This window comes from Agromyces atrinae (genome assembly GCF_013407835.1).
Taxonomy (GTDB): domain Bacteria; phylum Actinomycetota; class Actinomycetes; order Actinomycetales; family Microbacteriaceae; genus Agromyces; species Agromyces atrinae.
Genome location: NZ_JACCBI010000001.1, coordinates 180,714 through 201,753, shown reverse-complemented (window position 1 = coordinate 201,753; position 21,040 = coordinate 180,714). Strand labels below are relative to the sequence as shown.

General features: G+C 68.6%; 26 protein-coding genes, 1 tRNA gene and 1 other RNA gene. 8 read left to right on the top strand and 20 right to left on the bottom strand.

Features of this window, described 5'->3' with window-relative positions; all coding sequences use genetic code 11:
* Positions 1–10: 10 nt before the first annotated feature.
* Positions 11–380: a transfer-messenger RNA gene (gene ssrA / locus BJ972_RS00910) on the bottom strand.
* A gap of 121 nt (positions 381–501) precedes the next feature.
* On the opposite strand from ssrA, the gene BJ972_RS00905 reads away from it, so the two are divergent.
* Entirely contained in the window at positions 502–1,161 is a 660-nt protein-coding gene (locus BJ972_RS00905) for an SIMPL domain-containing protein (protein ID WP_129176522.1), read from the top strand.
* Here the strand turns inward: BJ972_RS00905 and BJ972_RS00900 are convergent.
* The 5 genes from BJ972_RS00900 to prfB form a co-directional block, all read right to left on the bottom strand.
* A complete protein-coding gene (locus tag BJ972_RS00900) occupies positions 1,158–1,892 on the bottom strand; it encodes a tyrosine-protein phosphatase (RefSeq protein ID WP_129176520.1) in 735 nt (244 codons plus the stop codon). The two genes, BJ972_RS00905 and BJ972_RS00900, sit on opposite strands and share 4 nt — an antisense overlap.
* A 29-nt stretch (positions 1,893–1,921) precedes the next feature.
* On the bottom strand, positions 1,922–2,398 hold the full coding sequence (smpB, locus tag BJ972_RS00895) for an SsrA-binding protein SmpB (RefSeq protein WP_129176518.1): 477 nt from the start codon (positions 2,396–2,398) through the stop codon (positions 1,922–1,924).
* Positions 2,399–2,507: 109 nt separating this feature from the next.
* Positions 2,508–3,422 carry a permease-like cell division protein FtsX gene (gene ftsX, locus BJ972_RS00890; RefSeq protein ID WP_129176516.1) on the bottom strand — a complete coding sequence of 305 codons (915 nt, stop codon included), beginning with the start codon at positions 3,420–3,422 and terminating at the stop codon, positions 2,508–2,510.
* A complete protein-coding gene (ftsE, locus tag BJ972_RS00885) occupies positions 3,419–4,480 on the bottom strand; it encodes a cell division ATP-binding protein FtsE (RefSeq protein ID WP_129176514.1) in 1,062 nt (353 codons plus the stop codon). The genes ftsX and ftsE overlap by 4 nt, the downstream gene beginning before the upstream one ends.
* A 63-nt stretch (positions 4,481–4,543) precedes the next feature.
* Positions 4,544–5,650 (bottom strand): peptide chain release factor 2, encoded by a 1,107-nt coding sequence (gene prfB / locus BJ972_RS00880; RefSeq protein ID WP_129176512.1) that lies wholly within the window; start codon positions 5,648–5,650, stop codon positions 4,544–4,546.
* A 26-nt stretch (positions 5,651–5,676) separates the two neighbouring features.
* Between prfB and BJ972_RS00875 the strand changes: the two genes are divergently transcribed.
* Complete coding sequence (locus tag BJ972_RS00875) at positions 5,677–6,933, top strand: MFS transporter (protein WP_241830881.1); 1,257 nt, start codon at positions 5,677–5,679, stop codon at positions 6,931–6,933.
* 14 nt (positions 6,934–6,947) lie between these two features.
* Here the strand turns inward: BJ972_RS00875 and BJ972_RS00870 are convergent, their stop codons facing one another.
* The 8 genes from BJ972_RS00870 to BJ972_RS00835 all read right to left on the bottom strand — a co-directional run bounded on the left by BJ972_RS00870 (position 6,948) and on the right by BJ972_RS00835 (position 12,169).
* Positions 6,948–7,379 (bottom strand): pilus assembly protein TadG-related protein, encoded by a 432-nt coding sequence (locus tag BJ972_RS00870; RefSeq protein ID WP_129176510.1) that lies wholly within the window; start codon positions 7,377–7,379, stop codon positions 6,948–6,950.
* The gene (locus BJ972_RS00865) at positions 7,376–7,855 is read right to left on the bottom strand and encodes a hypothetical protein (protein WP_129176508.1); all 480 of its coding nucleotides are present in this window, start codon (positions 7,853–7,855) and stop codon (positions 7,376–7,378) included. Before BJ972_RS00865 ends, BJ972_RS00870 begins: the two co-directional genes overlap by 4 nt.
* Positions 7,818–8,171 carry a TadE/TadG family type IV pilus assembly protein gene (locus BJ972_RS00860; RefSeq protein WP_277871237.1) on the bottom strand — a complete coding sequence of 118 codons (354 nt, stop codon included), beginning with the start codon at positions 8,169–8,171 and terminating at the stop codon, positions 7,818–7,820. The genes BJ972_RS00865 and BJ972_RS00860 overlap by 38 nt, the downstream gene beginning before the upstream one ends.
* Before the next feature lie 35 nt (positions 8,172–8,206).
* Positions 8,207–8,383 carry a hypothetical protein gene (locus tag BJ972_RS00855; protein WP_164989974.1) on the bottom strand — a complete coding sequence of 59 codons (177 nt, stop codon included), beginning with the start codon at positions 8,381–8,383 and terminating at the stop codon, positions 8,207–8,209.
* Positions 8,384–8,475: 92 nt separating this feature from the next.
* Entirely contained in the window at positions 8,476–9,411 is a 936-nt protein-coding gene (locus BJ972_RS00850; RefSeq protein ID WP_129176506.1) for a type II secretion system F family protein, read from the bottom strand.
* Positions 9,408–10,271, bottom strand: coding sequence for a type II secretion system F family protein (locus tag BJ972_RS00845; RefSeq protein ID WP_241830879.1), 864 nt, complete (start codon positions 10,269–10,271; stop codon positions 9,408–9,410). The genes BJ972_RS00850 and BJ972_RS00845 overlap by 4 nt, the downstream gene beginning before the upstream one ends.
* Complete coding sequence (locus BJ972_RS00840) at positions 10,268–11,497, bottom strand: TadA family conjugal transfer-associated ATPase (protein WP_179419907.1); 1,230 nt, start codon at positions 11,495–11,497, stop codon at positions 10,268–10,270. The genes BJ972_RS00845 and BJ972_RS00840 overlap by 4 nt, the downstream gene beginning before the upstream one ends.
* A gap of 78 nt (positions 11,498–11,575) precedes the next feature.
* Complete coding sequence (locus tag BJ972_RS00835) at positions 11,576–12,169, bottom strand: hypothetical protein (RefSeq protein WP_129176502.1); 594 nt, start codon at positions 12,167–12,169, stop codon at positions 11,576–11,578.
* A gap of 160 nt (positions 12,170–12,329) precedes the next feature.
* On the opposite strand from BJ972_RS00835, the gene BJ972_RS00830 reads away from it, so the two are divergent.
* Positions 12,330–12,409 (top strand) — tRNA-Leu (locus tag BJ972_RS00830).
* A 26-nt stretch (positions 12,410–12,435) separates the two neighbouring features.
* On the opposite strand, the gene ccmI is transcribed toward BJ972_RS00830, so the two are convergent.
* Positions 12,436–12,687 (bottom strand): c-type cytochrome biogenesis protein CcmI, encoded by a 252-nt coding sequence (ccmI, locus tag BJ972_RS00825; RefSeq protein WP_129176733.1) that lies wholly within the window; start codon positions 12,685–12,687, stop codon positions 12,436–12,438.
* 97 nt (positions 12,688–12,784) lie between these two features.
* Here ccmI and BJ972_RS00820 point away from each other — a divergent pair, with 97 nt between their 5' ends.
* The 3 genes from BJ972_RS00820 (at position 12,785) to BJ972_RS00810 (ending at position 14,611) form a co-directional block, all read left to right on the top strand.
* Positions 12,785–12,958: a multidrug transporter gene (locus BJ972_RS00820; RefSeq protein ID WP_129176500.1), complete on the top strand. Its 174-nt coding sequence runs from the start codon at positions 12,785–12,787 to the stop codon at positions 12,956–12,958.
* Positions 12,959–13,049: 91 nt separating this feature from the next.
* Complete coding sequence (locus tag BJ972_RS00815; protein ID WP_129176498.1) at positions 13,050–13,691, top strand: biliverdin-producing heme oxygenase; 642 nt, start codon at positions 13,050–13,052, stop codon at positions 13,689–13,691.
* Positions 13,692–13,849: 158 nt separating this feature from the next.
* Positions 13,850–14,611 (top strand): DedA family protein, encoded by a 762-nt coding sequence (locus BJ972_RS00810; protein ID WP_129176496.1) that lies wholly within the window; start codon positions 13,850–13,852, stop codon positions 14,609–14,611.
* Positions 14,612–14,701: 90 nt separating this feature from the next.
* On the opposite strand, the gene BJ972_RS00805 is transcribed toward BJ972_RS00810, so the two are convergent.
* From BJ972_RS00805 to BJ972_RS00785, 5 genes are all read right to left on the bottom strand, one after another.
* Complete coding sequence (locus tag BJ972_RS00805) at positions 14,702–15,616, bottom strand: cation diffusion facilitator family transporter (protein ID WP_129176493.1); 915 nt, start codon at positions 15,614–15,616, stop codon at positions 14,702–14,704.
* 66 nt (positions 15,617–15,682) lie between these two features.
* Positions 15,683–16,297: an RdgB/HAM1 family non-canonical purine NTP pyrophosphatase gene (gene rdgB, locus BJ972_RS00800; RefSeq protein ID WP_129176491.1), complete on the bottom strand. Its 615-nt coding sequence runs from the start codon at positions 16,295–16,297 to the stop codon at positions 15,683–15,685.
* Positions 16,294–17,025: a ribonuclease PH gene (gene rph / locus BJ972_RS00795; protein WP_129176489.1), complete on the bottom strand. Its 732-nt coding sequence runs from the start codon at positions 17,023–17,025 to the stop codon at positions 16,294–16,296. Before rph ends, rdgB begins: the two co-directional genes overlap by 4 nt.
* Before the next feature lie 11 nt (positions 17,026–17,036).
* Entirely contained in the window at positions 17,037–17,855 is an 819-nt protein-coding gene (murI, locus tag BJ972_RS00790) for a glutamate racemase (protein WP_129176487.1), read from the bottom strand.
* A gap of 11 nt (positions 17,856–17,866) precedes the next feature.
* Positions 17,867–18,730 (bottom strand): LysR family transcriptional regulator, encoded by an 864-nt coding sequence (locus BJ972_RS00785; RefSeq protein ID WP_129176485.1) that lies wholly within the window; start codon positions 18,728–18,730, stop codon positions 17,867–17,869.
* Positions 18,731–18,797: 67 nt separating this feature from the next.
* Here BJ972_RS00785 and BJ972_RS00780 point away from each other — a divergent pair, with 67 nt between their 5' ends.
* Entirely contained in the window at positions 18,798–19,697 is a 900-nt protein-coding gene (locus BJ972_RS00780) for an EamA family transporter (protein ID WP_129176483.1), read from the top strand.
* A 20-nt stretch (positions 19,698–19,717) separates the two neighbouring features.
* Positions 19,718–21,040: a nicotinate phosphoribosyltransferase gene (locus tag BJ972_RS00775; protein ID WP_129176481.1), complete on the top strand. Its 1,323-nt coding sequence runs from the start codon at positions 19,718–19,720 to the stop codon at positions 21,038–21,040.

The window sequence follows — 21,040 nt, the reverse complement described above, 5'->3', positions numbered from 1 at the left end:
CAACGGCCGGTGGTGGAGATGGGGGGAATTGAACCCCCGTCCATCGCTGTGATTCTGCGCCTTCTACGGGCGTAGCCTGTGCAAGCGTTCTACTCGGCCCCGACCTTTGCCACAGGCGCCTAGGTCGACGGGCCCAGCCTGATTAAAGTCCCGCACGTCGCTCAGACATCGACGTGAAGCAAGTTCCCTTAATGACGCCAGTGACCGGAGCGGGAACACCCCCGGACTGACGGACTATCGGGCTCGCTTAGGCAGCGAGGGCGAAGTCAGACTGCTTTTTATTGGCAGTTATATTTTTGCAGAGATCGTTTACGAGATAACCCTGCATCCTCGGCCCGCTTCTCGCAGGTACATAGACGATGTCGAAACCGATCATCCCCTCGAGTGGGCCGTTGTCGCACTGTGGAGTTGTGTGCCGCACTCGACAAATCGTGCGCGGCCTTACAGTCTAGAACAGCGCGGGGCGGATAGCCATTCCCTTGCGAGACCGTGAGGAGCGACATGACGACGATCACCGTGGCGGGCGAAGCCGAGTCGATCCATACGGCCGAGGTGGCCACTGCTCATCTCACGGTCTCGATCGACGGACCCGACCGCGACGTCGTGCTCAGTCGTGCGGGAGGCGTGCACTCCGTGGTCCTCGCCGGGCTCGAGGTGCTGCAGTCCGCGGCGACGCCCGCCGTCGCCTCACACTCGAGCGATCGCGTGCACGTCACGGCGCAGCGACCGTGGAACGCCGACGGCGCACAGCTCGATCTCGTGTACACCGCCTCCGCCGGCATCCGCGCCGAGTTCACCGATATCGACGCCCTGTCGTCGTGGCTCGGCCAGGTCGCGACCCTCGACGGCGTCGAGATCCCGTCGATCGAGTGGTCGCTCACCAGAGACACGCGCGAGTCCGCTCGGGCCGCTGCCCAGAGGGATGCCGTCGCGGCAGCCATCCGTTCGGCGGAGGTCTATGCCGAGAGCCTCGGTCTCGCGACCGTCACCGCCGTCGCGATCGGCGACGCGGGCCTGCTCGGCATCGAACCCGGGCCCGCCGGGCAGCCGAAGCTGGTCGCAGCCATGCGGAACGCCGACATGAGTGCGGGCGGCTTCGCGCTCCGCCCCGGCGACATCACCGTGTCGGCGAGCGTGCACGCACGCTTCGAGGCGAGTTAGGCCTTCTCGACGAGCACGTTCTCGAGGGTCGCGAGTTCGTCGAGGGTGAACCCCGAGGCGAGCAGGTACTCGCGCACCGAGCCGTACTCGCGGTCGATGAGGTCGAGCGTCGACTCGAGCGCTTCGCGCGGGCTGCCGCCCATGAGCGTGCGGAGTTCGGGGGTGTCGGGCACCCCGTACGTGCCGATAAGGGCGACCATGCTCTCGAGCCACTCCCCCGCGAGGTTCGCCTGGGTCAACGCGTAGTCGTCGAGCACGTCGTCGCGGTCGACGCCGACGGCGAGCAGGGCGAGCGCGATGACGACGCCCGTGCGGTCCTTGCCGGCGGTGCAGTGCACGACGATGGCTCGGCCGTGCGACGTGTCGATCTCACGCAGGGCATCGAGCACGACCGCCGAGTGGCGCGTCACGATGCGGGCGTAGAGATCGGCGAGCGAGACCCCTGCGCCCTGGGAGGCCCCCGATCCCTCGAAGACCGGGAGGCGCAGCACCTCGACGTCGAGTCCGCCCAGATCGTCGGGCATCGCCGCCGCCTCGGGCTCGTCACGCAGGTCGATGATGATGCCGACGCCGAGGTCGATGAGCTTCTCGCGGCCCGCCTCACCGAGGTTCTGCAGGCCGTCGGAGCGGAAGAGGACGCCGTGGCGGACGGTGCCGCCGGTGGCCGCGAACCCGCCCACGTCGCGGAAGTTGTAGGTGCCGGGAACCGGGACTCGTCGTGAGGTCTCCATCGTGCTTCGAGCCTACCCGGCTTGCCTGACTACTCCCCGAGGTGCTTGCGGCTCGAGATCGCCCGCTGCGCCTCGCGCGTGTCCTGACGCTCGCGCAGGGCCTGGCGCTTGTCGTACTCGCGCTTACCCTTGGCGACGGCGATCTCGACCTTGGCCCGGCCGTCGGCGAAGTAGATGCGCAGGGGAACGAGGGTGTAGCCGCCCTCTTTCGTCTTGTGGCTGATCTTCACGATCTCCTGCTTGTGCAGCAGGAGCTTCCGCTTCCGACGCGGCGCGTGGTTGTTCCACGTGCCCTGCGTGTACTCGGGGATGTGCACGGCATCGAGCCACATCTCGCCGCCCTCGATGAAGCCGTAGCCGTCGACGAGGGACGCCCGCCCCTGGCGCAGCGACTTGACCTCGGTACCGTTCAACACGATTCCGGCTTCATACGTATCTTCGATGAGGTAGTCGTGGCGGGCCTTGCGGTTGGTGGCCACCACTTTCTCACCGCGTTCCCTGGGCACGTCGATCTCCTGGATTCTGCGCTCGGGCGAGCCCCGAGCAGCCTGTCAGTCTATCCGAGGTGAGGATGACTGGTGCACGGCGTTCTCACGCGTCATCCGTCCGGGTCGATCAGACCTTCAGATAGCGCGAGATCGCGAAGTTCGCCGAGAAGGCGGCGAGCACGACACCGACCGCCACGAGCAAGGGCACGACGAGCAGAGCATCACCCACGTTGATGAACGACGTGAAGTCGAGGATGCGCGAGAGATAGCCCTGCACGAAGAAGTGCGCGATCGCGACGACCGCACCGCTCGCGAGGATCGATCCGAAGAGCGCCGCGAAGACGCCCTCGAGCACGAACGGTGTCTGGATGAACCGGTTCGATGCTCCGACGAGGCGCATGATGCCGAGCTCCTTCCGCCTCGAGATCGCCGAGAGGCGGATCGTCGTCGCGATGAGGAGGGCGGCCGCCACGAGCATGATGACGGCGACACCGATCGCCGTGAAACTCGCCGCGTTCAGCGTGTTGAAGATCTGATCGAGGTAGCGCCTCTGGTCGGTCACCGACTCGACGCCCGCGACACCGCTGAACGACTCGACGAGCACGTCGGACTGCGACGGGTCGACGAGGTTCACCCAGAACGTCTCGTTGAGGATCTCGGGCGTGACGTAATCGGCGGCCGACGTGCCCTCGAACTGCTCCTGGAAGTTGGCGTACGCCTGGTCGTGGTCTTCGAAGTAGAACTCGTCGATGAACGGAGCGAGCGTCGGTGATCCGAGCTGCGCCTCGATCTCATCGCGTTGCTCGGGGGTCGCCTCACCGTCGGGGCACGCGATCTCGGGCGAGATGGAGCTGCAGAGGTACACGGCGACCTGGGCGCGGTCGTACCAGAAGCTCTTCATCTGACCGATCTGCAGCTGCAGCAGGGCGGCCGTGCCCACGAACGTGAGCGAGACGAAGGTGACGAGGATGACCGAGACGACCATCGAGGCATTGCGGCGCAGACCGTTCGCGGCCTCGCCCAAGACGAGAGCGAACCTCATCGCGTGGGCCCCACTTCCTGGTCGTCGTCGCCCGGTTTGCCGCCCGGCGCGCGAAGCCCGAGTCTTTCGGCGAGGGAGAGCTGTTCGGGTTCCGGTTGGTCGGTAGGCACCGGCAGGACGGGTCGGGTGATGGCACCCGTGGTCGGGGTCGCGGGCTGAGGTGCGGGCACGATCGGCACCGCGGCCGTCGCCGCCGCGGTCACGGCCGCCGCGGCATCCGTCACGTCGTCGGTCGCCTCGGGCTCGACGTAGAGCGGCTGAGCCTGCTCCATGACGGCGATCGGCACCTTCGGGGCGGAGACGGTCGGCTGTTCGACGACGAGCTCGGGCGTCGGCTCCGTGTCGGGGCGCGCCTCGCGAACGGTGGGGATCGCCTGGGTGGCGTATCCGCCCTGACGCTCGTCACGCACGATCGTGCCGGCCGAGAGCTCGATCACGCGACGCTTCATCTGGTCGACGATGCCGGCCTCGTGGGTCGCCATGACGACGGTCGTGCCGCTCGCGTTGATGCGCTCGAGGAGCGTCATGATGCCCGCACTCGTCGTGGGGTCGAGGTTTCCGGTGGGCTCATCGGCGAGCAGCACCTGCGGCTTGTTGACGATGGCGCGCGCGATGGCGACGCGTTGCTGCTCACCGCCCGAGAGTTCGTTGGGGTAGCGCTTCGCCTTGCCGTCGAGACCGACGAGCTTGAGCGTGTCGGGCACGGCCTCCTGGATGAAGCCGCGCGACTTGCCGATGACCTGCAGCGAGAACGCGACGTTGTCGTAGACGGTTTTGTTCGGCAGCAGACGGAAGTCCTGGAAGACCACGCCGAGGTTGCGGCGGAAGTACGGGATCTTGCGGCTCGAGATCGAGCCGAGGTCTTGGCCGAGCACGTGGATCTGCCCCTTGGTCGGCTTCTCTTCCTTGAGAATGAGCCGGAGGAAGCTCGACTTGCCCGAACCGGAGGCGCCCACGAGGAACACGAACTCGCCCCGGAGGACCTCGATCGTGATCGCGTTGAGGGCGGGCCGTTGGGTGCCCGAGTATTGCTTGGTGACGGTGTCGAAGCGGATCATCGCTGTCGAGCCTAAGCACCCGGAGCGCGAATGTGCTGAGCGACTCGCGTTCTCGGCGAGTCGCTAGTCGGTCTTCTGCTTCCGCCAGCGGATGCCGGCGGCGATGAAACCGTCGAGATCGCCGTCGAACACGTTGGAGGGGTTGCCGACCTCGAACTCGGTGCGGAGGTCCTTGACCATCTGGTACGGCGCGAGCACGTACGAGCGCATCTGGTCGCCCCAGCTCGCGGTGATGTTGCCCGCGAGCTCCTTCTTCTGGGCCGCTTCCTGCTCGCGCTGCACGAGGAGGAGGCGCGACTGCAGCACGCGCATGGCGGCGGCGCGGTTCTGGATCTGGCTCTTCTCGTTCTGCATCGAGACGACGATGCCGGTCGGCTGGTGCGTGATGCGCACGGCCGAGTCGGTCGTGTTGACCGACTGACCACCGGGGCCCGACGACCGGAAGACGTCGACGCGGATGTCGGATTCGGGGATGTCGACCTGGATCGTCTCGGGCATGAGCGGGATGACCTCGACGGCCGCGAAGCTCGTCTGGCGCTTGCCCGCCGCACCGAAGGGCGACATGCGCACGAGGCGGTGCGTACCCGCTTCGACGCTCAGTGTGCCGAACGCGTAGGGGGCGTCGATCTCGAACGTCGCCGACTTGATGCCCGCTTCTTCGGCGTAGCTCGTGTCCATCACGGTCGCCTTGTAGTTGTGCTTCTCGGCCCAGCGCAGGTACATGCGCATGAGCTTCTCGGCGAAGTCGGCGGCGTCGACGCCGCCGGCTCCCGCGCGGATCGTGATGACGGCGGGGCGCTCGTCGAACTCGCCGTCGAGCAGCGTCTGCACTTCGAGCTCGCCGATGGTCTTCTGCAGGGCGATGAGCTCGGCGCGGGCCTCTTCGGCGGATTCTTCGTCGTCGGCCTCGTTCGCGAGCTCGATGAGCACCTCGAGGTCGTCGAGTCGGCGGTCGATGCCCGTGATGCGCGCGAGCTCGGACTGGCGGTGGCTGAGGGCGCTCGTCACCTTCTGCGCGTTGTCGGTGTCGTCCCAGAGGTCGGGCGCACCGGCTTCTTCACTGAGGCGGTCGATCTCGCTCTGGAGCGCGTCGACGTCGACGACGGCCCGGATGTCGCGGAAGGTTGATCGGAGGGCGCCGATCTCGTCGGAGAGGTCGAAGTCAAGCATGTTCCGTCCAGCCTAGTATCGAGAGAGTGACTGCCGCCGCGCCCGGGTTCTCCTGGCGCTCGGTGATCCTTCCCGCATTCCTGCCGACGGCCCTCTTCGCCCTCGGTGAAGGAGCCCTCATCCCCATCATCCCGATCGTCGCCGACGACCTCGGCGCGACACTCGCGATCGCCGGCCTCATCGCGGCGATGATCATGGTGGGGCAGCTGCTCAGCGACATCCCGAGCGGATGGCTCGTGAGCCGGATCGGTGAGCGGAACGCGATGATCTGGGGCGCGATCTTCGCGCTGCTCGGTGTGCTCGTCTCGGTGTCGGCGCCGTCGCCGCTCGTGCTCGGCCTCGGAATCCTCATGATCGGCATCGCGACGGCGGTGTTCTCGATCGCGCGGCACGCGTTCCTCACGACGTTCGTTCCGGTGAGCCACCGCGCTCGCGCCCTCTCGACGCTCGGCGGGGTGTTCCGTGGCGGCTGGTTCGTGGGGCCCTTGCTCGCGTCGCTCGTCATCGGGCTCACAGGTTCGGCGCAGACGGTGTTCTGGATCGCGGTCGGCGGCTTCGTCGCCGTCATCCTCGTGCTGCTCCTCCTTCCCGACCCCGAGGCGACGTTCGGCCGCGCGCCGGTCGTGCGGGAGCCGAGCGGCGAGGTCGTGACGACGGGTGAGGCCGAGGTGGAGGCCGAGTCGCGCGGCATCTTCTCGACGCTCTGGCACCATCGCGGCGTGCTCGCCCGGGTCGGTACGGCCGCAGGTCTCATCTCGGCGCTCCGCGCGAGCCGCACCGTCGTGCTGCCACTGTGGGCCGTCTCGATCGGCATCTCGCCCGCCGATACGGCCCTCATCATCGGCATCGCCGGCGGCATCGACTTCGCGCTCTTCTACGTGAGCGGGCTCGTCATGGACCGGTTCGGGCGTCTGTGGAGCGCGATCCCCGCGATGATCGGTCTCGGCATCGGCTTCCTCACCCTGTCGTTCACGCACGATCTCGAGGGAGCCGCGGTGTGGTTCGTCGTGATCGCCGTCGTGCTCGCCCTCTCGAACGGGCTGAGTTCGGGCGTCGTGATGACGCTGAGCGCCGACCTCGCTCCCCCGGACGACCCGGCACCCTTCCTCGGCGGCTTCCGCTTCATCACCGATGCGGGCGCAGCAGGTGCGCCCCTCGTCATCTCGGCGGCGACGTCGCTCGCGTCGCTCTCGCTCGGCGTCGGCGCGATGGGTGTGCTCGGCTTCGTCGGCGCGTTCCTGCTGTGGCGGTATGTGCCGCGCTACGTGCCGAAGCGGCGCTGAGCACTCTCCGTCGGTCAGCCGAAGACCGACCGCGCCGTCGACGTCACGGTCACGGGTATCTCGATCGGCAGTAGCTCCCCCGCGACCGGTGGACGCCAGACCGACCGGAGGGTCACGACGGCGCTCTGCCCGTCCGGACTCGTCGCTGCGACGATCTCGATGGCGTCGTCGGGCGTTGCCGCGATCGCGAGGTGTTCTGTCGTAGCGCGGGCGACACGATCGCTCGTGAGCTCGACCTCGAGCGAGTCGCCGTCGATGCTGATCTCGTCGAGGTCGAACGACTCGGCTGCGGCGAGCGCCGCACCGTCGGCGAGGGTGAAGAGCCGTTTGCGCTCGAGGTACAGGGATGTCGCGGCGACGACGACGAGGATGACGCTGAGACCGACAAACGCGTAGAAGATTGTGATGAGCAGGGTCGACCCCTCGTCGTCGCGCAGTCTCGTCATCGGTTGCCACCCCCGAAGACCGAGACGGTCTGCGTGGCCTTCGCCTCGAGCGGGACCGACGCGATGGTCTCGAGCCCGAGCACCGGAGGCACGAACGGCAAGGTGACGCTCGCGCGCACGACGACCGCGACCGTCGACCGTGGCTCGAGACAGTGGATCGGGTTCGGCGAGCACTCGATCGCGGCATCGGCCGTGTCCGGGTCGACACCGTAGTCCACGAGGCCGACGTGGAGCGCTCGCTCGACCGCCGCGCGGCCGTGCTCCGCCGAGTCGGAGAGCACGTAGGCGCGAGCGGCCTGCCGGGCGGCGCCTTCCACGGCGAGCGCCCCGCTCTGGATCTGGGCGAGGGCGACGACGAGGTAGACGAGCGGCACGAGGAGGATGAGACCCGCGGTGACGAACTCGAGCGATGCGGAACCGCTCTCCCCGCGCGCGAGCTCAGTCCATCGATTCGAGTGCGGCGTGTCCCGAGACATCCAACCCCCTCTCGACCCCGAGAAGGCCGACGAGCGGGATGCTCGTGACGACCCGCACTCCGACCGCGGGCACTCCCGCGAACTCGACATAGGCGGCGCTGACATCGGTGGTGTACGCCGGACCGACGGCCGTCGCGATGAGGTCTTTCGTGCGTTCGATTCCCGCGTCGAGCCCGGTATCGGCGAGGGCCGCGTACCGAGCACCCTCCGCCGCCGCATCGAGCGTCGTATTGCGCACGTGCAGTGCGAGGGCGAGTTGCACGACTCCGAGCACGAGTGCCGTGAGCAGCACCGAGACGAGACTGAACTCCGCGATCGCAGACCCGCGATCCTCGGTGAGCAGACGGGAGGTCAGAAACTGATGACGCGGTCGATCGCCTCGTTGAAGACGTTGGTGAGTGCCGGCCCCGCGAGCGCCCAGATGAGGACGACGAGTCCCGCGGTCATCAGCGTGATCAGCACCCACCCGGGCACGTCGCCGCGCTCGTCGGCGAATCGGGGTCGGGCGCGGAGTGCGGCTTTCAGCATGGGTGGGTCCCTTTCTCTCGGTGGTGGTGGGTGCTGTGGTGGTCGGCGCGGTGGTCGGTGAGTCGTGGTGAGCGCAACGGGTCGTCATGTCGTCAGAACCCCGCCTGCAGGACCATGACGCCCGGGAAGACGGCAAAGAGGATCGTGATCGGCAGGATGAGGAAGACGAGAGGGAACAGCATCGCGACCTCCTTCTTGCTCGCGGTCTCGAGGAGCTGTCGCTTGCCCTCGCCGCGGATGTCGGCGGCTTGAGCGCGCAGCACGTCGGCAAGCGGTGTGCCCCTCTCGAGTGCTCCGGCGATCTGATCGACGCAGCGCGTGAGAGCCGGATGCGCCATGGCGACACTCATCTCGCGGAGTGCGGTGATGATCGGCACACCGCTGCCGACAGCGGAGATCACAGCGGCGAACTCGGCCGCGACCACGCCACCGCTCGACCGCGATACCCGCCGGAGCGAGTCGACGATGCCCTCGCCCGCGGCGAGACTCAGGCTCAGGAACTCGACGACCGACGGAAGCTCGCTCGACAGTCGTGCCAGCCTGCTCTTCGCGGCGCGCTGCAGCACGAGGTCGCGGCCGACCGCACCCAGAAGGCCGAAGATCACGGGCACGGTGACGCGCAGAACGCCCGGCGCACTCGCCGCAGGGAGGAGGAGCGCGATCGCCGCGCCCGCCGCGACACCGATACCGGCCCACGCGAGCTGCTGCACGCGGAATCGGGGCACGGTGACCGGCGATCCCGCCTGCCGCAGACGGTGTTCGGTCACGGTCGCCGAACCGAAGATCGTCGAGGCGATCACCCCGAGTGAACCGGTGAGGGGTGACGCGAGGATCGCGAGCACCGGCACGGGGTGCACCGTGCGCCGCGCCATCATCTCGCGGGCCTCGTTGAACGTGTCGACGAGATACGGGGCGAGCCGATCGACGAGTCGCGCCCGCCCGATCCTCGGGATGACGGCCACGATCGACCAGAGCCCGAGGCCGAGACCGGCGCCGCACACGATCGCGAGGGCGATGCTCGCCGTCATCCGAACCACCGCCGTTCGGCGGGCAGTCGGCCGATCGCCATCATGATGCGGTACGCCACGATGCTGACCACGAGGCCGCCGACGATGAGTGTCGCTCCGGCCGGCGAGTTGTAGGCGACGGCCGCTTCGGGACGGCTCGCGAGCATGAACAGCAGGACCCAGGGTGCGGCGACGCCCAGCCGGGCCGCGTTCGTCACCCACGACTGCCGGCCGGCGACTTCGGTTCGGATCGCCTGGTCTTCACGGAGGTAGGCCGCGAGCGACCGCAGCACGGCGACGAGATCGCTGCCGCCGACCTCTCGCGCCATGCGCAATGTCTCGAGGATGCGGTCGGCGATCGCGTCGCCGAGGCCGTCCTTCAGTTCATCGATGCTCGCCGAGAAGTTGCCGCTCGCTCGATACGACCTCGCGAAACGGCGGAACTCCGCCCGGGTCTCCTCCGGGCCGACCGAGGCGAGACTCATCACGGCATCCGGCAGAGCGAGACCTGAGCGGACGGCGGAGACCAGATGGTCGACGATGTCAGGCCACACGCCCCGGTGGGACGCCCTCCGCTGATTCGCTCGCGCGCGAACGACCAACCAGGGTGAGGTGCCGCCGACGAGCAGAGCCGCAACGGCGAGCGGCATCACAAGTGTCACCGCGAAGACGACGGAGGCGACGACGATGCCGACGAGGAGCGAGATGAGCAGGAACGCGATCGGCGGTACTCGACTCACCCCGGCGAGCGCGAGGTCGGTGCGCAGCACGGAAATCGGACGGGACTCGGGTCGCCGTTCGCCCGTGTGCGGCCAGAGCCACGGCGACGCGATGAGCAGCGCGCCGACGCCGAGCACGGCGCCCCACGCAATGGAGTTCACGATCGCCTTGACAGCACGATCGCGGGGTCGAAGCCCGCGGCCTCGAACTTCTCCGTGCGCACCGGATACCCGCCGGTCGCGCGGAGCTCTCCCCCGTCGAGCGCGAAGATGGGGCTCGCCTCGATGACTGACCCCGAGTGTCGCCCGCTCGGGGCGACGATCTCGCTGACTCGCCGCCGGCCGCCCCTCTCCATGCGGCAGTGCACGACGAGGTCGACGCACGTCGCGACCGTCGGCACGACGAACGCGGAATCGATGTTGCGACCGGCGAGCAGCGGCAGGGTGCAGAGCTTGGTCAGCGCGTCGCGCGCGGTGTTGGCGTGGATTGTGCACATGCCCGGCACGCCCGCGTTGAGTGCGATGAGCAGGTCGAGGCTCTCGGCCTCCCGCACCTCGCCGACGACGAGGCGGTCGGGGCGCATGCGCAGCGCCTCTTTCACGAGGCGCCGCAGCGTGATCTCGCCCGTGCCCTCGAGGCTGGGCTGTCGGCACTGCAGCGCGACCACGTCACGCGCGGCGACATCGAGCTCGAACGTCTCCTCGACGGTGACGATGCGATCGGTGGGACGTGCACCCGAGAGGAGTGCGTTGACGAGCGTCGTCTTGCCCGCCTGCGTCGCCCCGGAGACGAGGATGTTGAGCCCGGCGAGCACGCTCATGCGCAGGAATTCGGCCGCCTGCTGCGTCAGCGAGTCGAGAGCGACGAGGCGGCTGAGATCGCCGATGCGGCGGTGGAACTTGCGGATGTTGACCGAGATGTGGTCGCGCGTGATGTCGGGGATGACGACGTGGATGCGCGATCCGTCGGGCAGCGATGCATCGACGAACGGCGTCGAGAGATCGACCCGGCGCCCGGAGGCCTGGAGCATGCGCTCGACGAGATCGCGGATCTCGGACTCGGCGAGCACGAGCGGAGTCAGTTCGGGCACGCCGTTCCGTGCGACGAAGACGCGCGTCGGCCCGTTGATCCAGATCTCCTCGATCGTGGGGTCGTCGAGGAACGGCTGCAGTGGCCCGTACCCGGTCAGCGACGCGACGACCGCGCGCGCGGTCTCGGCCTCGTCGGGAAGGGTGTCGTGCGCTCCGGCGAGCGCGCGCTCGCTGTACGCCCGAACCGCGTCGGCGACGTATCGCTCAGCCGCCGCATCGTCGCCCGACAGATCGACGCCGTCGCGTCGCACGCGCGACCGCACCTGCTCGGCGATCGCCAGAATCTCCCCACCCATGACGACCATCCTGAGCGAGCAGGATGACGCCCAGACGGTTATCCACAGGGCAATCTGCGCGATCCGGGCCTTCGCTCGTCAGCTCGTGGGGAGGTCGACCCGCCCCGTGCATGCGCCTTGCTGGTACCCCTTCTCGACGCCCGCACGATCGCCGTCGCGCGCAGACTGAGCGAACCCGAGTATCGCGTCGACGACTCCGCCCCCATCGGCGGCCGCGATCGCGGGGAAGCTCTCGGGCGTACTCAGCCAGTCGACCGCGGTACTCAAGCGCGCGTCATCCGCTGCGCTCTCGGCGCCGAGCCACTCGACGATCCACGCGCAGTACGCGAACGACTCGTACGACTGCGTGACGAGCCCGTCCTGGGCGCGGGCCTGACCGCCGGCCTCGGCGCTCATCCTGTCGAAGATGCGCGCGACGTCCTCCATCGCGGCGTTCGGCGAGACTCCCTCCGGCAGGGTGAGGTACGTCGGGTAGGCCTCGACGATCACCGCGGGAGCGTCGGGCGCGGCGATATCGAGCCACTCCGAGTCATCCTCTTCTGTGCTCGAGGACGGATCTCCCATCACTCCCGTGCGAGCGACCCAGGTCGACACGGCGACCGCCGGCACGGCAACGGCGACACCGAGCCCCACCGCGAGAACCCCGATCCACCATTTCGTCTGCGTCGTCATGCCCCGACGTGTCATACGCGTCTCATCTCCCCCGGTGATGTTCCCCACACTCTGTATGTTGCCGCCCACGACCGAAATGTGACAGCGATGCGAGAATTCGGCCTCGGCGGCTGCGATGCCTCATCGGGAGCGAGGGCCGCCGTAGACTATCGACGCACTCGCGGGAGTGGTGGAATTGGTAGACACGCAGGATTTAGGTTCCTGTGCTTCGGCGTGAGGGTTCAAGTCCCTTCTCCCGCACCCACTGAACTGAGCGACGTGACGCCTCAGATCTCGCCGAGGATGACCCGGCGCTGCCGCGCGTACTCGTCGTCGGAGATCACGCCGCGCGTGCGGAGCGACTCGAGCTCGGCGAGGCGACTCTCGATCGATTGCGGCATCGCCTGGGGAGATGTCGTCTGGTCGGTCACGGCTCGACTGCGCGTGACGACGTAGATGATGATCGCGGCGATACCGACGATCAGCAGCAGCACGCCGATCACGATGATGAGGTGCCATCCGGCGAATCCCTGGAACATCCGGCGAGTGTAGCGCGGCGCGCCGACGCCCGCCCGAGACCGAACCGCCTCTGTCAAGGGGTGATGCCGTGTCATCCGTTCGGCCTACGCTCGCGACATGACCGACATGACCCCCGAAGAGAAGCGCCACGACCAGCTCACGACGGCGCCGAAGGCGAGCGAGAGCGACGCCGCCCCGCGCATCACCGTGACGGAAGATGACGGAGTGAAGCGCATCGACATCGCCGACACCGCCGCGGTACGACCGGGCGAGCCGCCTGCGAAGGGCTGACCCCCGAAGGGATGCCACGGGCGAGGTGACGCGGAGGGAAGCGTCCGCCTAGGATGTTAGGCAGACCTAACACCGAACGCGAAGGCCTGCCATGACGATCGCTCCCCCGACCGAGACCACCGACGACCTCCTCGACGTCGCCGCGCTGATCCGTGCCGCTTCCGCCGACGACCACAAGGCTGCCGAGTCGCGGGGCTTCGTGACGCGCCTCATGAAGGGCGAGCTGTCGCTCGACGACTACACCCGCTACCTCGCTCAGTACGCCTACGTGTACGAGGCGCTCGAGTCGCGCACGCGTCGTGCCGACGACCCTGAGATCTTCACGGCCGAGCTCGACCGTTTCGCCTCGATCGAGAGCGACCTCGTCGCGCTCGGTGCCGCCGACTGGCGCGAGACTCACCCGGCACTGCCCGCGACGCAGGCCTATGCCGACCACCTCCGCGCGATCGCCGACGACGACGTGCTCTACCTCGCGCACCACTACACGCGCTACCTCGGCGACCTCTCGGGCGGACAGGCGATCGCCGCCCTCGTCGCCCGCCACTACGGCGCGACCCCCGAGCAGCTCTCGTTCTACCGGTTCGAGGGCATCGCGCCGGTGCCGTTCAAGCGCACGTACCGCGAGGGAATCAACGGTCTCGCACTCGCGCCCGAGCAGGTCGACGCCCTCATCACCGAGGTCCGCGCGTCGTTCCGATTCAACAGCGCCCTCTTCGACGCTCTCGCCGCCTGATCGGGGGGATTTCCCCCATAGGGTCTACCCAGCTGAATCGGTAGACTCACCTACGCGCCCGCGGCGCGTCACGAGCCTCCGGGTTTGCTCGCACGCGGCATCCGTGTCGACCTCGCCGGGGTCCGCCGCGTTCCTGCCGATGACTGGAGCCTCCCCCCATGATGCCCACCGCCCTCATCCCCTGGCTCGACCCCGAGACGATCATCTCGGCGGCCGGCCCCTGGGCCCTCGTCGTCGTCTGTCTCATCGTCTTCGCCGAGACCGGGCTGCTCGTCGGGTTCCTCCTGCCGGGCGACACGCTGCTCGTCATCTCGGGCCTGCTGACCCACACGTCGCTCGTGTTCGGCGTCGACATCTGGTGGGTGTGTCTCGCGATCGGCCTCGCGGCCTTCGTCGGCGGTGAGGTGGGCTATCTGATCGGCCACAAGGCCGGCCCACGCATCTTCGAACGTAAAGAGTCGGGCGTCTTCAGCGTCAAGAACGTCGAGCGCACCAACGCATTCTTCGAGCGTTTCGGCGGCATCGCGATCATCCTCGCGCGCTTCGTGCCGATCGTGCGCACGTTCGCCCCCGTCGCCGCCGGCGTCGGCCACATGAACTACAAGAAGTACACGCTCTACAACTTCATCGGCGCCGTCATCTGGGGTGTCGGCCTCACGTACTTCGGCTTCCTCATCGGCTACATCCCGCCCGTCGCCGACTTCGTGCAGTCCTACATCGACGTCATCCTGCTCGGTGCCGTCGTCATCACGCTCATCCCGACGCTCTGGCACTACTTCCAGTCGATGCACAAGGCGCGGAAGGCCGAGGCCGCGGGCCTCGACGTCGTCACCGATCACGCCGAAGCCGAAGAGCTCGTGCTTGACCCCGAGGTCTTCGAGCGCGGCCCCGAGCACAGCGACGGTCACGACAACCGCTGACCTACCCCAGTCTCGGCGTCACGACACGCCGGTAACACCCGCGCGAACCGCCACTTCGTGACGCCGAAACGGGGTCTACGGGGGTGAGGCCTAGGCGTGGTGCTGGTGCTCGCGCTGCTCGCGACCGGCGGGTTCGAGCTGGAACGTCGAGTGGTCGACGTCGAAGTGCTCCGACAGGCATCCCCCGAGTTCGTCGAGGATGTCGCCCGCCCGGCCCGACTCGAAGATCTCGGGTTCGACGACGACGTGCGCACTGAAGACGTGTGAGCCCGACGTGATCGCCCAGACGTGCACGTCATGCACGGCGACGACACCGGGCGTTCGCAGGATGTGCGCACGGATCTCCGCGACATCCGTCTCGGCGGGAGCCGACTCGCTGAGGACGCGCGCCACGTCGCGAAGCAGCACGAGGGCGCGCGGAACGATGAGGGCGGCGATGAAGAGCGACGCGATAGAGTCGGCCGCAGCGAAGCCCGTGACCATCATGACGACGGCCGCGACGATGACGGCGACCGAGCCGATGAGGTCGCCGAAGACCTCGAGGTAGGCGCCGCGCATGTTGATCGACTGCTTCGCGCCGCCGCGCAGCACGACGAGAGCGACGAGATTCGCGGCGAGACCGATGACGGCGACGATGAGCATCGGCGTGCTCTGCACCTCGCCCTGCGCGCCGTCGATGAGTCGGCTGACACCCTCGAACGCCACGAATCCGGCGACGACGAGGAGGATGACGCCGTTGATGAGCGCCGCGAACACCTCGACCCGCTGATACCCGTAGGTCTGCCGGTCGGTAGCAGGGCGTGCGGCGATGATCACGGCGACGAGGGCGATGATGAGACCGATGAGGTCGGAGAGCATGTGCCCGGCGTCGGCGAGCAGCGCGAGAGAGCCCGAGATGATCGCGCCGACGACCTCGACGACGAGCACCGTGCCGATGAACGCGATCGCGATCAGAAGTCGCGTGCGGTTGGCCGTCGAGTGCCCGTGGTCGTGAGAGTGTGCCATGTCGATTCCAGCGTAAGACGGAATCGCGTCATCGGCCCAAGATAGGAATGAGAGCCGTTATCGGCCTCAGAGTTCCGCGTGGATCCGCTCGAGTTCGGGCAGCAGCAGCTCGAACGCACGGGCACGGTGCGAGTGCTCGTTCTTCACCTCGGGAGCGAGTTCGGCGGCCGTGACCTCGAAGCCGTCGGGCTCGAACACGGGGTCGTAGCCGAACCCGTTCGCACCGCGCGGTTCGTACGCGAGCGAGCCGCGCCAGATGCCCGTCGCCTCGAACTCGTGGCCGCCCGCCACGATGTTCGTCGGCACGACGAGCGCGATCGTGCAGTGGAAGAACGCACCGCGATTCGGGCGGCGGATGTCGCTCATCTGGTCGAGGAGCAGCCGCACGTTGTTCTCGCCGTTCAACGACGATCCCGACCAGCGCGCCGAGAAGATTCCGGGGGCGCCGCCCATGACGTCGACTCCGATGCCCGAGTCGTCGGCGAGCGCGATGCGGCCGGTGTGGGCCGCGGCCGCGCGGGCCTTGACGAAGGCGTTCTCGATGAACGACGTACCGTCTTCGATCGGTTCCGGCCCGTCGTAGGGCAGCACGGTCACCTCCGGCATCCGCCCGCCGATGATGCGCTGGAACTCGCTCACCTTGTGAGCGTTGTGGGTCGCGAGGACGATCTCGAGGCTCATGCGCCGAGGGCCTCGAGCTGGATGCGCGTCAGGTCGGCGGTGCCCGCGAGGGCGAGGTCGAGCAGCGAGTCGAGTTCGCGGCGGTCGAAGGGTGCGCCCTCTGCCGTGCCCTGCACCTCGACGAAGAGGCCGCGGCCCGTGGCGACGACGTTCATGTCGGTCTCGGCGCGCACGTCTTCGACGTAGGCGAGGTCGAGCATGGGGGTGCCGTCGATGATGCCGACCGAGACGGCCGAGACGCTGTCGATGAGCGGCACGGCCTTCTTGGCGATGAAGCCCTTCTCGCGGCCCCACTCGAGCGCGTCGGCGAGCGCGACGTAGGCGCCCGTGATCGCCGCGGTGCGCGTGCCGCCATCGGCCTGCAGCACGTCGCAGTCGATGACGATGGTGTTCTCGCCGAGCGCCTTGACGTCGACGACGGCGCGGAGGCTCCGGCCGATGAGACGGCTGATCTCGTGGGTGCGCCCACCGATCTTGCCGCGCACGGCCTCACGGTCGTTGCGGGTGTTGGTCGAGCGGGGAAGCATCGCGTACTCGGCCGTGACCCAGCCCTTGCCCTGGCCGTTGAGCCAGCGCGGCACGCCGTTCGTGAACGACGCGGTGCAGAGCACCTTGGTGCGTCCGAACGAGATGAGGGCGCTGCCCTCGGCGTGCTCGCTCCAGCCGCGCTCGATCGTGACGGCGCGGAGTTCGTCGGGCGTACGCCCGTCCTTGCGGATGTCGGTCATGGGTGATCCTCTCAACGGGGAAGGGTGATGTCGCCGGTCTGTACGAGATCGACGCTGCCGATCTCGCGCCCGAGCAGTCGGTGGGCGAGATCGAGGAATGCGGTGGCGTCGTCGCCGGTGGCTTCGTACCGGTGCGTCGCGGGGGTCGTCGCGGTGCGCAGCAGCCCCTGCGAGACGAGCACGCGGTACACGTCGTTGGCGGTCTCGACGTCGCTCGAGACGAGGCTGACGTTCTCGCCCATGACGTAGGAGATGGCGCCCTTGAGGAAGGGGTAGTGGGTGCAGCCGAGCACGAGCGTGTCGACCTCGGCACGGCGGAGCGGCTCGAGGTACTCGGCGGCGACCGCGAGGAGCTCATCGCCCGTCGTGATGCCGGCCTCGACGAACTCGACGAATCGCGGGCAGGCCTCGGTGAAGAGCTCAAGGTGCGGGGCCGCGGCGAAGGCGTCGTTGTAGGCACGCGAGTTGATCGTGCCCTCGGTGCCGATGACGCCGACGCGTCCGTTGCGCGTCGTCGTGACCGCGCGACGAACCGCGGGCTGGATGACCTCGACGACGGGCACGTCGTAGCGCTCGCGCGCATCGCGCAGCATCGCCGCCGACGCCGTGTTGCAGGCGATCACGAGCATCTTGACGCCCTGCTGCACGAGGTCGTCGAGCACCGCGAGCGCGTAGCCGCGCACATCGGCGATCGACTTCGGGCCGTAGGGCGAGTGCTCGAGGTCGCCGACGTAGAGGATCGACTCGCCCGGGAGCTGATCGGTCACGGCGCGAGCGACGGTGAGCCCGCCGACCCCCGAGTCGAAGATCCCGATCGGCGCGTCTGTCACGATCACCAAGCTTACGACGTGCGTGCGTAGGCGGCCGCGACCCGCCGGGCGATGCGGTCGGTCGAGGGATGACGACGCGACTTCGCCCACGCGAGGCGCACCTCGATCGTGGGAGCGTCGCGGATCGGCACGAACACGACTCCCGGACGCGGGTAGTGGTGCGCGGTCGCGGCCGAGGTGACCCCGACGATCTCCTCGGCGGCGATCGCCTCGAGCCATTCCTCGACGTCACCGGTCGGCACGAGACGCGGAGGCGCGAGGCCGGCGTCGTGCCAGAGAGCGGCGGTCGTGGTGCCGGTCGCTCCGTCGGAGCCGACCATCTCGGTGATGAGGTCGGCGAGCGAGATGCTCGCCGAGTCGGCGAGGCGATGGCCGACGGGGAGCGCGGCGAGGCGGCGCTCGCTTCCCACGATCGTCGACTCGATCGCCGGGTCGGTGATGAGGTGGCGGGTGACGGCGACATCGACGAGTCCGTCGTGCAGACCGACATCCCGCCGGTTCAGCCGCACGACGCGCAGCGGCTCGGCGGGGTGACGACGATTCCACTCGCGGAGCACGGGAGTCGTGTGCCGACCGAGCGCGGCCCACGCATACCCGAAGCGGATGGCGGCCGAATCGCCCCGCACGCGCGCGATCGAACGCTCGAGATCGTCGAGGATGCGCCGGGCATCGACGACGAAGGCGAGGCCGGCCGCACTCAGCGACACGTGCCTCGTCGTGCGGTGCACGAGGCGCGCGCCGAGGTCGCTCTCGAGCGAGGTGATCGCGCGCGAGACGGCCGCCTGCGAGACGCCGAGCACGCGAGCGGCGTCGGTGAACGACTCCTCGTCGGCGAGCGCGACGATCGCGCGCAAATGGCGCACGTCGATATTCATGCGATGAGCGTATCAATGGGTCGAGATTGCATTTCTCAGCGACGCCAATCGGTTCTACCGTGAGCGCATGAGGAGTCAGAAGATCGCCGCGAGCGCGGTCGTCGTGAGCGCCGTGTCGGTGCAGATCGGCGCGGCCCTCGGAGCGACCCTCTTCCCCCTCCTCGGGCCCGCAGGAGTCGTCGCCCTGCGTCAGGCGGTCTCGGCCGTCGTGCTCATCGGCATCGCCCGGCCGACGCCGCGCACGCTCGTGTCATCGGCTGCGCGCCCCGCACTGCTCCTCGGCATCACCCTCATCGTGATGAACCTGTCGCTCTACGCCGCCGTCGAGCGCATCGGGCTGGGTCTCGCCGTGACCCTTGAGTTCCTCGGGCCGCTCACGCTCGCCCTCCTCGGCTCTCGCCGCCGCAGCGACCTCGCGTGCGCCGCCCTCGCCGGGCTCGGCGTCGTGCTCCTGACGGGGAGCGTCTGGGGCATCGATCTGCTCGGAGTGCTCCTCGGGCTCACCGCAGGAGCCGCGTGGGCGGGCTACATCGTCTTCAGCCAGCGTGCGGGGAAGAGCCTGCCCGGCATCCAGGGCACGGCGATCGCGAGCATCGTCGCGGCCCTCGTCACCGCTCCCTTCCTCGTGATCGCTCTGCTCGGGGTGAGCCCAAGCGAGCTCGCTCATGTCGCGCTCATCGGCCTCGCCGTCGGCACGCTCTCGTCGGCCCTGCCCTACTCGCTCGACCTTCTCGTCCTCCGCGTCATCCGTCGCCAGACCTTCGGGGTGCTCCAGAGCATCCATCCCGCCGCAGCCGCGCTCGCGGGCCTCGTCATCCTCGGCCAGGCGCTCACGCTCACGCAGATCATCGGCCTCACGCTCGTGAGCGTCAGCAACGTCATCGTCGTCCTCCGCGGCACTCCCCCGCCCGAGAAGGCACCGCCTCCGCCGCTCGCGCCGCTCGGCACTCCCGGCGCGCCCGCATGAGCTGCCAGTAGGCTGACCGCGTGACCGGTTCAACCGCCCTTCTCACCGACCGCTATGAGCTCACGATGGTGGATGCCGCTCTGCAGAGCGGAGCCGCGCATCGCGACAGCGTCTTCGAGGCGTTCGCGCGACGACTGCCCGACGGGCGTCGCTACGGCATCGTCGCGGGTACGGGCCGGCTGCTCCAGCTCATCGCCGACTACCGCTTCGGCGACGACGAGCTCGAGTGGCTGCGGACAAACGCGGTCGTTCGGCCGGAGACCCTCGACTGGCTCGCCGACTACCGCTTCAGCGGCGACGTGTGGGGCTACGCCGAGGGTGAGGCGTACTTCCCCGGATCGCCCCTCCTCACGGTCGAGTCGAGCTTCGCCGAGGGCGTCGTGCTCGAGACCCTCATCCTGAGCGTCCTGAACTATGACGCCTCGGTCGCGAGCGCGGCGTCGCGCATGGCATCCGTCGCCCTCGGCCGACCGATCGCCGAGATGGGGTCTCGCCGCACCAACGAACGCTCGGCCGTCGCCGCGGCGCGCGCCGCGTACATCGCCGGGTTCGACGCGACGAGCAACCTCGAGGCCGGCCGCACATGGGGAATCCCCACGATGGGCACGGCAGCGCACGCCTTCACCCTCCTGCACGACTCGGAGGAGCAGGCGTTCCGTGCCCAGGTCGACGCGTTCGGTCCTGGAACGACGCTCCTCGTCGACACCTACGACATCGAGAAGGGCGTCGACCTCGCGGTGAAGGTCGCGGGCACCGGGCTCGGGGCCGTTCGCATCGACTCGGGCGACCTGCCGACCGTCGTGCAGGCCGTCCGCGAGCAACTCGACGCGCTCGGCGCCGTCAACACGCGCATCACGGTGACGAGCGACCTCGACGAGTACACGATCGCCGCCCTCTCGGGCTCGCCCGTCGACTCCTACGGCGTGGGCACGGCCGTCGTCACCGGCTCGGGCTCCCCCGCGGCCGGCATGGTCTACAAGCTCGTCGCGCGTACGGATGACACGGGCTCGTGGGTCGCGGTCGCCAAGTCGAGCGCGCAGAAGGCGAGCGTCGGCGGCAGGAAGAGCGCGTTCCGCCGACTCGATTCGACGCGTACGGCTCGCGAGGAGATCGTCGTGCTCGGCGACGGCCCCGGTGGTGCCGCCGAAGACGAGACGGATGACGCGAGCCTGCGCCCCCTGCTCGTCGAGCTCATGCGTGCGGGCGAGGCTGACCCCCGCTTCCTCGGTGCCGACGGTACGGCTCGTGCCCGGGCGCACCGCGAGGCGGTCACGCAGGAACTGCCGATCGAGGCATTCCGCCTCGGACGCGGCGAAGCCGTCATCCCGACGACCTACCGCTGA